Annotated in this window: 12 protein-coding genes; 5 read left to right on the plus strand and 7 right to left on the minus strand. The window is 73.7% G+C overall.

Annotated features, from left to right (window positions below):
* The first annotated feature begins 184 nt into the window (after window positions 1–184).
* A complete protein-coding gene (locus tag ACZ3YL_RS40135; RefSeq protein ID WP_188304258.1) occupies window positions 185–1,819 on the plus strand; it encodes a protein kinase domain-containing protein in 1,635 nt (544 codons plus the stop codon).
* Window positions 1,820–2,643: 824 nt separating this feature from the next.
* On the opposite strand, the gene ACZ3YL_RS40140 is transcribed toward ACZ3YL_RS40135, so the two are convergent.
* From ACZ3YL_RS40140 to ACZ3YL_RS40155, 4 genes are all read right to left on the minus strand, one after another.
* Window positions 2,644–3,162, minus strand: a complete 519-nt coding sequence (locus ACZ3YL_RS40140) for a potassium channel family protein (protein ID WP_188304259.1) — start codon at window positions 3,160–3,162, stop codon at window positions 2,644–2,646.
* 133 nt (window positions 3,163–3,295) lie between these two features.
* Window positions 3,296–3,592 carry a Sec-independent protein translocase subunit TatA gene (tatA, locus tag ACZ3YL_RS40145; protein ID WP_188304260.1) on the minus strand — a complete coding sequence of 99 codons (297 nt, stop codon included), beginning with the start codon at window positions 3,590–3,592 and terminating at the stop codon, window positions 3,296–3,298.
* Between the two features lie 198 nt (window positions 3,593–3,790).
* Window positions 3,791–4,360, minus strand: coding sequence for a methyltransferase family protein (locus tag ACZ3YL_RS40150; RefSeq protein WP_188304261.1), 570 nt, complete (start codon window positions 4,358–4,360; stop codon window positions 3,791–3,793).
* A 272-nt stretch (window positions 4,361–4,632) separates the two neighbouring features.
* Window positions 4,633–6,204 (minus strand): MFS transporter, encoded by a 1,572-nt coding sequence (locus ACZ3YL_RS40155; RefSeq protein WP_188304262.1) that lies wholly within the window; start codon window positions 6,202–6,204, stop codon window positions 4,633–4,635.
* Window positions 6,205–6,339: 135 nt separating this feature from the next.
* Here ACZ3YL_RS40155 and ACZ3YL_RS40160 point away from each other — a divergent pair, with 135 nt between their 5' ends.
* Complete coding sequence (locus ACZ3YL_RS40160) at window positions 6,340–6,930, plus strand: TetR/AcrR family transcriptional regulator (protein ID WP_188304263.1); 591 nt, start codon at window positions 6,340–6,342, stop codon at window positions 6,928–6,930.
* A gap of 7 nt (window positions 6,931–6,937) precedes the next feature.
* On the opposite strand, the gene ACZ3YL_RS40165 is transcribed toward ACZ3YL_RS40160, so the two are convergent.
* Window positions 6,938–7,255, minus strand: a complete 318-nt coding sequence (locus tag ACZ3YL_RS40165; RefSeq protein ID WP_188304264.1) for a cupin domain-containing protein — start codon at window positions 7,253–7,255, stop codon at window positions 6,938–6,940.
* Between the two features lie 123 nt (window positions 7,256–7,378).
* Between ACZ3YL_RS40165 and ACZ3YL_RS40170 the strand changes: the two genes are divergently transcribed.
* Window positions 7,379–7,645, plus strand: a complete 267-nt coding sequence (locus ACZ3YL_RS40170) for a hypothetical protein (RefSeq protein WP_188304265.1) — start codon at window positions 7,379–7,381, stop codon at window positions 7,643–7,645.
* 164 nt (window positions 7,646–7,809) lie between these two features.
* On the opposite strand, the gene ACZ3YL_RS40175 is transcribed toward ACZ3YL_RS40170, so the two are convergent.
* Entirely contained in the window at window positions 7,810–8,967 is a 1,158-nt protein-coding gene (locus ACZ3YL_RS40175) for an acyl-CoA dehydrogenase family protein (RefSeq protein ID WP_188304266.1), read from the minus strand.
* A 208-nt stretch (window positions 8,968–9,175) separates the two neighbouring features.
* On the opposite strand from ACZ3YL_RS40175, the gene ACZ3YL_RS40180 reads away from it, so the two are divergent.
* Window positions 9,176–10,333: a TetR/AcrR family transcriptional regulator gene (locus tag ACZ3YL_RS40180; RefSeq protein WP_465662602.1), complete on the plus strand. Its 1,158-nt coding sequence runs from the start codon at window positions 9,176–9,178 to the stop codon at window positions 10,331–10,333.
* Between the two features lie 156 nt (window positions 10,334–10,489).
* Here the strand turns inward: ACZ3YL_RS40180 and ACZ3YL_RS40185 are convergent, their stop codons facing one another.
* A complete protein-coding gene (locus ACZ3YL_RS40185) occupies window positions 10,490–10,813 on the minus strand; it encodes a hypothetical protein (protein ID WP_188304268.1) in 324 nt (107 codons plus the stop codon).
* Window positions 10,814–11,063: 250 nt separating this feature from the next.
* Here ACZ3YL_RS40185 and ACZ3YL_RS40190 point away from each other — a divergent pair, with 250 nt between their 5' ends.
* Window positions 11,064–13,007, plus strand: coding sequence for an ATP-binding protein (locus ACZ3YL_RS40190; protein ID WP_465662604.1), 1,944 nt, complete (start codon window positions 11,064–11,066; stop codon window positions 13,005–13,007).
* Window positions 13,008–13,039: the final 32 nt, after the last annotated feature.

Here is a 13,039-nt window from a genome sequence, read left to right on the forward strand (position 1 = left end):
GTGATTTTCAGACTGCCAACGGTCTCAACCCCCCGCGATGAGGGTCGGCAGTCGGAAAATCACCCAGCCCCCGGAGCGGCCACCCCCGGAGCCGCCCCCGGCACCCACCCTCCCGAGAGCCCCCCGAACGAACGAAGACCCCCGCGTCAGCGGCCCCCCACGACAAGACAGCTATCGTGCACAGGTGCACCAGGCGCCCCGGACCCCCGGCCGCCGCACCCGAGGGGAGCTCCAGTTGATCGGACGCGCGCTGAACGGGCGTTACGAACTCGTCGAGATACTCGGCGTCGGCGGCATGGCCACCGTCTGGCGCGGCGTCGACCGGGTGCTGGGCCGCCAGGTGGCCGTCAAGGTCCTCAACGGGGGCCTCGCCGACGATCCCCGCTTCGCCGAGCGCTTCAGCCGCGAGGCGCAGCACGCCGCCATGCTGGTGCACCCGAGGATCGTCATGGTCTTCGACTCGGGCGTGGACCAGGGCACCCCGTTCATCGTCATGGAGCTGGTCAGCGGCCGCTCCCTCGCCGCCGTCCTGGTCCAGCAGCCGCAGCTGCCGGTGGAGCGCGCGGTCGGCATCGCGGCGGCGGTCTGCGAGGCGCTGGCGGTCGCGCACGCGGCCGAGCTGGTGCACCGGGACATCAAGCCCGGCAACATCATGATCACCGACGACGGCGGCGTGAAGGTGGTGGACTTCGGCATCGCCCGGGCCGGTTCCTCCAGCAACCTGACCCAGACCGCGAGCGTGCTCGGCACGGCCGCCTACCTCTCGCCGGAGCAGGCCACCGCCTCCGCCCTGGACGGCCGCACCGACCTGTACGCGGTCGGCTGCGTGCTGACCGAGATGCTCACCGGCGAGACCCCGTTCACCGCCGAGACCCCGGTGGCGATCGCCTTCAAGCACGTCAGCGAGCAGCCCCTGCCGCCGTCCGTCCGGCGCCCCGGCCTGCCGCCCGCCCTGGACGCCGTGGTGCTGCGCCTGCTGGCCAAGAACCCGGCCCACCGCCCGGCCGACGCCTCCGCGGCGCGCGCCGAACTCCTCGCCACCGTCCCGGGCCTGGCCGTCGGTGACCCGACGGCGGAGCTGCTGGCGACGGCCGCACCGACCCAGCTGCTGCCGCCCGTGACCCCGGCGCACCCGGACCAGCAGCACACCACCCTGCTCCCGCCCCAGGCCCCGCACCACCATCCGGTGCCCGCCGCCACCTCGGTGATGGCGCCGGTGGGTCCGCCCATGCCGCCCGCCGCGTCCTACACCGCGCAGCCCACGCCCGCGCCCACGCCCGGGCCCGCCCGGAGCCGCCGCAAGCCCCTCGTCCTCGGCGCCCTGGGCGTGGCCGGCCTCGCCGGGATCGCCGCCCTGGCCGTCACCGCCTTCGACGAGCCGGCCGGCCATGCCGCCGCCACCAAGCCCCCGGCGGCGACCAAGCCCGCGGCCACCGCCCCGACGGCGGCGCCGACTTCCGCTGCGGCCGCCCCCACCAGCCCGGCCGCCCTGCCCACGTCGGTCCCCACCGCGGCCGTCCCGCGCAACCAGCCCGCGGCGCTCCAGCTCCAGTCCTTCCGTCAGGCGGTCGCCCAGGCGCCGATCACCAAGGAGCGGGACAAGCAGGCGGACCTGCTGCGGATCCTCGACGACGCCTCGGCCCGTCTCAACGAGGGCAACCCCGACGACGCCGCCCAGGACCTCAGGGGCGCCCAGAAGGTGATCAAGGACCTGGGCAAGAAGCACACCATCGACCCGCTGACGTACGCGAACTGGAACGCCCGCCTGGGCGCCTTGATGACGACCCTCCACGCGACCGCCGACAACCAGGACGACTGACGGCGGCTCGGCCACAAGGGCAGCCCTCGGCTACGTCCCGCGCGGCGGTCCGGTGGAGGGACGACCGGCCGGCCCTCGAACCCGCCGACAACCGGACCGGCGCCCAACTCGCCTCGGCATCAGCGAATCCCCCGTCCAGGCCGACGTCTCCCGGGGTGGGTCAAGCTGAGCGCGATGATGCTGGTGATCGGGCTGGCCTTGATGGCCGCGGAGTTGCTCGACCATCATCGCTAGCCTCTGGCCATGAGGTGGCCGTCACGCAACTCTCCGATGAGCAAAGCTTGTTGAGGAAAGGGCGCGGCGATGGCCTTGTCCCGGCACGAACCAGCCTCCATGGCCCCGGGCGGGTGTACGGCCACCGCCCCACCGGGACGGCCGGTTCCTGGTTCTCGACGGCGCCCCGACCCGGACCCGGGCAGCCGCCCCGCCGGCCCCCGACTCCACGGACAGCGAGCCCATCGGCCACCCTCCTCCACCGCCACGGTAGGGACGAGCAGCCCAGCGCACCCCCCCGATCGGCGTTCTCGCAGCTCAGGCTCCCGTCGACACCAGCCGCCCGTGAATACACAGGGGTTGTCCACAGGCTGTGGACAGTCCTGTGTGCGGGGGAGGGGTGTGAGGCGTGGGGGGTCGAAAACGGTGTGGAGCTCTGGGGCCGAGCCGAGCGCAGAGGTGGGGTTCTCCACAGCGCCGGATGTCGAAGGGCGTCACTCGAACGGGCCCTCCGGGCGACCCCTTCGGCACCCGGCGAAGGCAGCCGACCGACCCCGGACGTGCGGCGGGCCGCGTGCACAGGCCCGCCGTGCCGGACGGCGGATCCGAACTCACTCCTGCCGATGGATCCGTTTCTCCACGCTCCCCCGGACCGTCCGGGACGCCGTCCCGGCCGCCGCCGCGAGGAACACGAAGTTGTACCCGATCTGCAGGACCACCAGGAGCCGTGCCACCTGGCCCGACGGCGTGATGTCCCCGTACCCGACCGTCGCCAGGGTGACGACCGTGAAGTACAGCGCGTCCAGCCGGGTCTCCAGCCCGGCGAACTCCGCCTTGTGCGAGCCCAGCACGAAGTACGTCGCCGAGAAGATCGTCACGGCCAGGCAGATCAGGAACGCCAGCCAGTACACCGGCCGTTTCGCCGTCCCCCGTATCACGCCGACGATCTTGGCCAGCATCAGCCAGGACAGCCCGGTCAGCGCCCCCGCGAAGACCGACCAGCTCAGCACCGGTCGACGGTCGCCCAGCCAGTGCAGCGGCAGCGTGAAGTACCCGGTCATCAGCAGCGCGAACGCGCCCAGCAGCCATAGCCAGGCGCGTACATCCACGGTCGGCGGGTTCTCGGCCATCCCGCCCAGCCTGCCCCGCCCCGCGCCCGCCCGCTCGCCGACGTCCCCCGTACGGGTCAGGCCGGCCCGGCCCGGAACAGCGTCGAGCCCCCGGTGGGGATCCACCGGGGGCTCGACGGAGCATGCGGACGACTCAGGCGGTCGTCTCGGGGCGCTTCGCCTCGGCGGCCGTGGTCACGTGGGTCGGCGTGACGGCCGGGCGGTCGGCGGCCGGCTGAGGGGTCGCCTGCTGGGGGGCGGCCGTGCTCTGCGCGGTGCCGGCCTCCGTCGAGGGGTCCTCCTCGCGCATCGCCTTGGTCTCCGCCTTCAGGATGCGCATCGACTTGCCGAGGCCGCGCGCCATCTCCGGCAGCTTCTTCGATCCGAACAGCAGGACTACGACCGCCAGCACCACCAAGATGTGCCAGGGCTCAAGACCGTTCCGCAGCATCCCTGGCCACCGGTCCCTTCTTGTCTAGAGTCACGGGTGGGCGCTAGCGCCCGTTCTCGCCAGTATGCCTGGCTCTCACACCGAACGGATACACCGGCCGGGAAACGCTGGCATAAAACCAGGTGCTGTTCGAGCGGAGCGCGGGCGACAGCGGCTCTTCCGGCGGCCCTGCCCACCCCCGCCGGGGGGCCGGTCCGATCAGTAGACGAACGGCACCAGCCGCTTGGACTCCTTCCGGTACTGCGCGTACGCCGGGCCGAAGGCCGCCAGCAGCAGCCGCTCCTCGGCGGCGATCCGCCAGCCGTACGCGCCCAGCAGCACCGCGGCGACCACCAGGGCCGCGGCCCAGCCGCCGGCTCCGAGCGCGTAGCCGGTCCAGACCAGCAGGCTGCCGGCGTACCCGGGGTGGCGGATCAGCCGGTACGGGCCGCCGCGGACCACCTCCTGGGTGTCCACCGTGCGCAGGGTGCGTGTGTAGTAGCGGCCCAGGGTCCGCATGCCCCAGGCCCGCAGGGCCAGCCCGGCGGCCACCATCGCGACCCCGAACCAGCGTGCCCAGGTGGGCAGTTCACCGATCGAGGCGCGATCGAGCAGTACCACGGCCAGCGCTGACGCGGCATAGCAGCAGAGCAGCAGCCGGGTCGAGCCGCGGTCGCGGTCGTCCGCGCGCCAGGTGCCGGCCGCGCTGTCCTCGCGACGGCGCAACAGCAGCTCGTAGCCGATCCAGCAGAGGAGGCCGAGCAGGGAGAGGAGGGACGGTACGGACATGCGGCGGCTCCTGGCGGTCTCGTGGATACCCCTCCACGGTCCTCCGGACGGCCCGCCGCGACACGCACCCGGGGGTGGACGCACCGCGGTCCACCCCCGGGTGGAGCGGCCGTACGGTCTACGGGCGGCGCGCCGGCAGACAGCCGCGCCGGGTGTCGGCCTCCTCGGGCAGGCCCTCCCGGTAGATCCAGTCCCTCCGGACGGCGGAGAGCCCCCGCCCAGATTCGGGCGGGGGCTCTCGATGACTCGCGTGGACCGTCGGCCGGGGTGGGTCAGACCGTGGTGGGTCGGACCGCGACGGGCTCCGGGGCCGGCTCGGCCGCCGGGGTGGCGGCGGGGAGGTGGCGCAGGAGGCGGTAGGCGAGGAGGGCCGCGCCGAGGGCGAAAACCAGGCCGACGACGGCGGCGACGTGCAGGCCGTCCGTGAAGGCGCCGCGGGCGGTCTCCAGCAGGTCCGGGCCGAGCCGTCCGGGCAGGTGGGCCGCGACGGAGACGGCGCCGCCGAGGGTGTCCCGCGCGGTGCCGGCGGCCGTGCCGTCGACGCCCGCCGGGAGGGCGCCGTCCAGCTGGTGGCGGTAGACCGCGGCGCCCGCCGCGCCGAGCAGGGCGATGCCGAGCGAGCTGCCGAGTTCGACGGCGGTCTCGGAGGTGGCGGAGGCGGCGCCGGCCTGCTCGGCCGGGGCGGCGGAGACGACCATCTCGGCGGTCATCGTCATGGTGCCGACGGTGCCGGCGGCCAGGACGCCCGCCGCGGTGAGGATGAGGGCCAGCGGCGAGTGCGGGCCGACCTGGGTCATCATCGCGAAGCCCGTCGCGCCGACCACGAAGCCGCCGCCCATCAGGGCCGCCGGGCGGACCTTGCCGGCCAGCGCCGAGCTGATCCCGATCGCCGCGCCGACGCCGACGCTGGGCACCAGCGACCAGAGCGAGGCGGTGAACGGGCTCATTCCCTTGACCAGCTGCAGGTACTGCGAGGTGAAGAGGGCGAAGCCCATCATCGCGAACATGGCGAGGGTGTTGACGCTGATCGCGCCGCTGAAGGTGCGGATCCGGAACAGGCTCAGGTCGATCAGCGGGTCGGCGGCGGTGCGCTGGCGCCACACGAAGGCGGCGGCGAACAGCAGCCCGGCCGCGGCGGCGAGGGCGGGCAGCGGGCTCCAGCCGTCCACGGCGAGCGTCTTGATGCCGTAGACCAGCGGGAGGATCGCGGCGAGCGAGAGCACGGCGCCGGGCAGGTCGAAGCGGCCGGTGGGGGCGGTGGTGCGGTACTCGGGGAGCAGGACGGGCGCGGCCAGCAGCACCAGGACCATCACCGGGACGGCGACCAGGAAGGCCGAGCCCCACCAGTAGTGGTCGAGCAGCAGTCCGCCGGCGACCGGGCCGAGGGTGGCCCCGGCGGTGAGGACGCCGCCCCAGGCGCCGAGGGCGATCTGCCGCTGCCTGGGGTCGTGGAACATGTTGCGGATCAGCGCGAGGGTCGAGGGCATCACGGTGGCCCCGGCGACGCCGAGCAGGGCGCGGGCGGCGATCAGCTGTTCGGCGCTGCCGGACCAGGCGGCCAGCAGCGAGGCGCCGGTGAAGCCCGCGGCGCCGACCATCAGCAGCCGGCGGCGGCCGAACCGGTCGCCCAGCGCGCCCATCGTGATGAGCAGTCCGGCCAGCAGGAACGAGTACATGTCCATGATCCACAGCTGCTGGGTGCCGCTCGGGGCCAGCTCGGTGGAGATGTACGGGACGGCGAAGAACAGCACGCCCATGTCCATGGAGAGGACGAGGGTCGGCAGCAGGAGGACGGCCAGGCCGGTCCATTCGCGACGGCCTGCGCGGCCGGTGGTTGCGGTCATGGGGAAGACGGTACGGGCGTTTCAGACGCTTGTCTAGTACGTATGTGTAAATCGACCGTCCGAGACATCCGTACGAGACATCCGTACGAGACACTCGTGCAAGACATCCGTGCAGACCTTCCGTAGGATCGGGGCATGGGAAACCGCGAAGACCTGATGGCCGGTGCCAAGCACTGCCTGTACGAGAAGGGCTACGGACGCACCACGGCCCGCGACATCGCGACCGCCTCGGGCGTCAGCCTGGCCGCGATCGGCTACCACTTCGGCTCGAAGGACGCGCTGCTCAACGCCGCGATGATCGACGCGATCGGCGAGATGGGGCAGGCCCTGGGGGAGGTGGTGATCGCCGCGAACCAGGTGTCGGAGGACCCGGCGGAGCGCTTCGCCGCCGTCTGGGAGGGGCTCAAAACGGTGTTCGTCGAGCACCGTGGACTCTGGGCCGCCCAGTTCGAGGCCCTGGCCCAGGCCGGGCATGCGCCCGAACTCGCGCAGGCGCTCGGCCAGGCGCAGAAGGAGGGCCGGCTGGGCCTCGCCGCGCTCTTCCAGGGGCTGCCCGAGGTGCCGGACACCGAGGAGGAGCTGGCCCGGGGGGCCTTCTACCAGACCCTGCTGGCCGGATACGTCGCCCAGTGGCTGGCGGCGCCCGAACTGGCGCCCAGCGGGCAGGACTTCCTGCGCGGGCTGCGGCTGGTCAGCAGCAGCGTGCTGGGAGCCGCCGCACCGTAGGCACGGCCTACGCGGTGACCGCCGTCAACAGCACCACCGAGTCGACGTGGGCCAGCAGCCCGTGCCGCTCCTGCGGTACGGGCTCCAGCCCGCCGACGGACAGCTCCACCCGCCGCCCGGCGATGGTCAGCGACACCCGGCCGCGCAGTACCTGGACGCTCCCGGCGGTGGGCGGGGTGTGCTCGTCCAGCGCGGTCCCGGCCGTCAGCGCGATCACGGTCTGCCGCAGCACCCCGTCGTGCAGCACCAGGTGGGCACTTCGCCCGTGCGGGCTCTCGGCCGCCCGGGCGGAGTGCTCCACGGCGAGCCGTTCGAGATCGGGCATCGCGCCGCCTCCTCCTCAAGCCGTGTGCCCAGGTTCGCGGACGCACCGGCGGCGCGCACCCGGAGAGACCCGATGCGGGCCGCCCGAGGTGCGGCTCTCGCCGACTGCCCGCATCGTGGAGGCATGGCGACCAACCAGAGGATCTTCGACGGGCTCCAGGTCAACCGCTCGCTGCTGGCCGGCGGGGTGGCGCTGACCGGCATCGGCTCGGTGCTCGGTGCGGCCGGTGCGGCGCTGGTGTGCGCGGCGCTGTTCACCGCGGGCCGCAGCTGGGTGCGCAGCCTGGAGGCCGCGCCGACCGCGCTCGCCCAGCGGGCCCTGCACGAGGTGAAGGTGGCCTCCTCGGCCGGCTGGGAGGCCTGGCGCGCGGAGCACAGCTCGCCCAACTGAGCCGGCCCGGGCGCCCGTACCCCCCGGTGCCCCCGTACCCCCCGTACCCCCCGTACGCCCGTCAGCCGGTAGGCGCGGACGGACGAACAGACGAACAGACGGACGGACGCGGCGGGCCGCCATGGGGGTGCGGCCCGCCGCAGCTTCACGCGGCGCCGACTCCGCTACAGCCCCAGCGACTTGGCGATGATGCTGCGCATGACCTCGCTGGTGCCGCCGTAGATCCGGAACACCCGGTTGTCGGTGTAGAGCCGGGCGATCGGGTACTCCAGGATGTAGCCGTAACCGCCGTGCAGCTGCAGGCACTTGTCGATGACGGTGGAGGCCGACTCGGTGCAGAACAGCTTCGCGGCGGCCGCGTCCGCGACGCTCAACTCGCCGTCCTGGTACAGCTCCAGCGCGCGGTCCACCATCGACTGCTGGGCCAGCACCTGGGCCTGGCAGTCGGCCAGGGTGAACTTGGTGTTCTGGAACTCGGCGACCGCCTTGCCGAACACCTTGCGGTCCTTGACGTACTGCACCGCGAACCGCACCGCCGCGGCGGCCGCCGCGTACGCGCCGACGGCGATCGCCAGCCGCTCCTGCACCAGGTTGTGGGTCAGGTAGGAGAAGGCCCTGCCCTCCTCACCGAGCAGGTCCTCCACCGGCACCTTGACGTCGACGAACGCCAACTCGGCGGTGTCCGAGGTGCGCAGGCCGATCTTCTGCAGCTTGCGTCCGACGGAGTAGCCCGGCGAGGTGGTGTCCACGCAGAGGATGGACAGTCCGGCCCGGCGGTTCTCCGGGTCGTAGGGGGCGGTCCGGCAGACCACCAGGACGAGGTCGGCCAGCACGCCGCCGGTGATGAAGGTCTTGGCGCCGTTGAGGACGTAGTGGGTGCCGTCCTCGGAGAGCCGGGCGGTGGTGGAGATGCCCGCGAGGTCGGAGCCGGCGCCCGGCTCGGTCATCGCGATCGCGGTCATGATGTCGCCGGAGACGAAGCCGGGCAGCCAGCGCCGCTTCTGCTCCTCGTTCGCGTACTCCAGCAGGTACGGCAGCACCAGTCCGGTGTGCACGCCGGAGGAGCCGAAGCTCACGCCGGCCCGGGCGGTCTCCTCGGCGATCACCGCCTGGTACTTGAAGCCGCTCTCGCCGGCGCCGCCGTACTCCTCCGGGACCTCGATGCCGTAGACGCCGAGTTCGCCGAGCTGGCGGTAGAAGTCACGGGGCGGGTGGCCGTCGGCCTCCCAGCTCTCGTAGACCGGGACGACCTCGTTGGCGATGAAGTCCCGGATGGTCTCCCGGAAGGCCTCGTGGTCCTCGTTGAACACGGTGCGGCGCACGGCGGCGCTCCCTTCGGCGATGCCGGCCGCGGGCCGGCGGAGGCGGAACGTACCAGGTGGTGGCCCGACAAGTTAATCCCCGGTAGCCTCGACTGTCCAGCGTCGGCGGGCCCGGAAATACGGCTCGGCACGGTCGGCAAGTGAATCCTTGCTAGCCTTCGGGCGAGGTCCGGACGGGCCGCGGGGACGACTCCGAGGGAGGCAGGCCATGGTGGTCCGACGGCCGCCCGGGCGGCGCGCCCAGATCCTCGCCGTGGCCGCCGACCGGTTCCACCGCAGCGGGTACCACCAGGTCTCGATGACCGAGGTCGCCGCCGGGGTCGGCATCACCGCGCCCGCCCTCTACCGGCACTTCCGCGGCAAGCCCGAACTGCTCGACCGCGCCGTCCGATTGGGCCTGGACGCGCTCGCCGACGGCCTGCGCGCGGCCGGCAGCACCGCCGAACTCGGCGCCGCACTGGCCGCGGTGGCGGTCGGGCACCGCCCGCTCGGCACCCTGGTGCAGCGTGACGCCCGGCTGCTGCCACCGGCCCGCCGGGCCGAACTGCGCCGCGAACTGCGCGCCGACGTCGCCCTGATGGCTGCCGTGCTGCGCGCCGAACGTCCCGAACTCTCCGCCCCGGACGCCGAGTTGCTCTGCTGGTCGGCACTCTCCGGCTGTGCCGGGCTGTCCTACCAGTCGGCCGCGCCGCAGCCCCGCCGGGCCGAGCCGCTGCTGCGCGAACTGGTCGCCGCCGTCCTCGCGGTGTCCCTGGACGGCACGGCCGCCGGGCCCGGGCCCGGGGTCGTACCGGTGCCGCGGCCGAGTCCGCAGGCCCGCCGGGAGGAGCTGCTCGCGGCGGCCGTCCGGCTGTTCCACCGGCACGGCTTCGACAACGTCAGCACCGACCGGCTCGGCGCCGCCGTCGGCATCTCCGGCCCCAGCGTGTACCGGCACTTCGACAGCAAGGCCCACCTGCTCGCGGCCTCCCTGGTACGCAGCCGGGAGCGGCTCTGGCACGAGGTGGACGGCGCGATCGCGGCCGCCGCCGGTCCGGCGCAGGCGCTGGCGGCGGGCCTCGGCGCGTACGTCGACTTCGCGCTGCGCAACGGCGACTACCTGGGCGCGATGCTCAGCGAGACCGAGCGGCTGGCCCCGCCGGACCGCCGGGTCGCGGTGGACTTCCGGCGCGACTTCCTGCGCACCTGGGTCGAGTTGCTGCGGCAGGTGCGCCCGGAGTACGACGCGGTGGCCGCCCGGATCCGGGTGCACGCGCTGTTCTCACTGGTCAACGACGGGGTGCGGAACGGCCCGCACAGCGCCCGGCCGGACCTCGGCGACTGCCTGCGCCGGATCGGCCGCGCGGTGCTGGGGGTCGAGGCGTAGCCGACGCGCACAGCCGGGTGCCGAAGGGGGGGCCGACGCGCGGAGCCGGGCACCGAGGGGCGGCCGACGCGCACAGCCGGGTGCCCGCCACCGTCGCGTCGGCGGCGGGCACCCGGCCCGTGGGCTGCGACCGGGCTCGCGGCCCGGTCGGCCCGGCTAGTAGAGGACGTGCGGGTAGTAGACCCGGGCGTCGAAGTTGCCGTTGCCCTGCAGGGCGCCGACGTTCCCGCCGTTGCCGGCCACGGCGAGGCCGTTGTTCTGGTTGCTCGCACCCGAACCGGTGGCGGTCTGCTGGGTGTTGACCACGTTGCCGTGGACGGTGCCGATGACGTTGCCGGAACCGACGTTGCTCACGACGCTGCCGTTGGAGTGGTCGCTCGCGCCGGCGCCGTTGTCGGCGTGCGCGGTGGCGGTGCCGACGCCGACGAGGAGGAAGGCCCCGAGGGCGGTGACGGCGGCGGCTGCGCGGATACGGGACACGCTGGTCTCCCTGAGCTGGAAGTGCGAATGTGGCGCGATCCGGAGTGGCCGCTCCGTAGCGCCGTTGCCTGACGTCGCACGGTCAGCATTCACCAGTGACGTGGACGAACTCCACCAAACGGGTGGCGGTTCCCTCGAAGGTGGGGGATCGGTCACATTCGAGTTGACGATAATCCGTCATTTCTGCGGCGACGACTGAGGCATAGAAAGAAATGGTCGACAGATAGTCGCACTGGCACACTGGGGACCCATGTCTGAAGGTGCCCCGACCGAGCCCACCCCCGCCGACGACCTGCGCACCACCGAGGTCGACCTCGGCGGCCTGGTGAACGTCCTCGCCACCCATCTCTACTCCACCCCGCTGGTCGCCCTGCGCGAACTCGTCCAGAACGCCCATGACTCGCACACCCGCCGGCTCCTGGAGGACCCGGACGGCGACCACCACCCGCTGATCCGGGTGCGCGCCGACGCCGCTCGGCGGACCATCGGCATCGAGGACACCGGGGCCGGCCTCACCGAGCCGGAGATCCACTCCTACCTCGCCACCGTCGGCACCGGCTACACCCGGATGCTGCGTGAACTGACCGGCAACCAGGAGCTGATCGGCGCCTTCGGCCTGGGCTTCCTCTCCGCCTTCTCGGTCGCCGACGAGGTGACCGTCACCACCACCTCGCACCGCGAGCCGACGCTCGGCCACCGCTACCGCAGCCGCGGCGGCGAGCACTACCGGGTCGAGCCGGTGCCCGCCCGGCCGCGGCCCGGCACCGTGGTCGAACTGGCGCTCAAGGCCGAGCACGCCCACCTCGCCGACGAACACACCCTGCGCGAAGTCCTCGGCCGCTACTGCGTGTTGCTGCCCATCCCGGTCTTCGTCGGCGAGGATGAAGAGCCCGTCAACGCCGTCCAGGTGCCCTGGCGCCAGGACGTGCCGGGTGATCGGCACGCCGCCCGGATGGCCTTCGCCGCCGCCTTCGGCCGCCGCTTCGAACCGCTCACCGCCTTCCCCGTGCTGCCCGTCCCGGCGGAAGGGGCCGGCGAAGCCGCCACCGACGCGGTCGGCCTGCTCTGGGTCCAGGACGGCGGCAGCTACGGCAGCAGCGACAACCGCGACCTCGCCGTCTACCTGCGCGGCATGCTGCTCGCCGAGGACGCCCGCGACCTGCTGCCCGGCTGGGCCGGGTTCATCGGCGGGGTGGTCGAGTCCAGCCGGCTCACCCCCACCGCCAGCCGCGAGGACCTCCAGCGCGACGAGCACTACCGCGCGCTGCAACGGGCCCTCACCGACGCCGTGGTGGACGGCCTGTACGAGACGGCCCGGCTGCGGCCCGCCGCCTGGCGCCGCATCCTCACCCGGCACGGCCAGGACCTGCTCGGCGCCGCGCTCTGCGACGAACGGCTGTTCACCCTGCTCGCCGACGACGTCCCGGTGCCCACCTCGCAGGGCGACCTCACCGCCGGCGGCCTGCGGGCGGCCGGCGGGGGAGCGGTACACGTCGCGCTCGGCAGCGGCGGCGGCTTCGAGGAGATGCTGTACCGGGCGATGCGCGTCCCGATCGCCCGCGGCGACCGCTACGCCGTCCTGCCGTTCCTGCGCCGCTACGCCCGACTGCGCGGGTGCCGGGTGGTCGAGCTGGGCAGCGAGCAGGGCAACCGCGAACTGTTCCGCGACCCGGAGCGCCCGCTGCCGCCCGAGGAGGCGGCCTGGCTCTCCGGAGCCCTCGCCGACCCGGGCGAGCGGCTCGTCCCGGCCCGCTTCGACCCGCCCGGCCTGCCGCTGGTCCTGGTGCCGGACCGCGAGGCCGAGCTGAAGGCCCGGATCGAGGACGACCGGGCCGACGCCCGGATCCCGTCCGCCGCGCTCCGGCTGGCCCGGGCGTTCACCGCCCGCACCGACGGCGAGGTCAGGGCCCGGCTCTACCTCAACCTGGACTGCCCGGCCGTCCGGGACCTCCTCACCGCCTACCGCGCCGGGCACACCGGCAGCGCCACCGCGGCCGGGCTGCTCCGCTCGCTCAAGGTGATCATGGCGGCGGCCTCCGCCGGCTCCGCCGAGGGGGACCTCGGCGCCGCGCTGGCCGGCATCGGCACCGCCGTCTCCGCCCTGACCGCGGCCGTCCCGGCCGGCCTGCCGGACGTCCCGGCCGGCCTGCCGGACGTCCCGGACAGCCCCGGCGCCCTGCGGGACGACGCGTGACGGACGGACCGTCAGTGGCCCGCGAGGCGCGA

The organism is Kitasatospora sp. NPDC023176 (assembly GCF_055560495.1).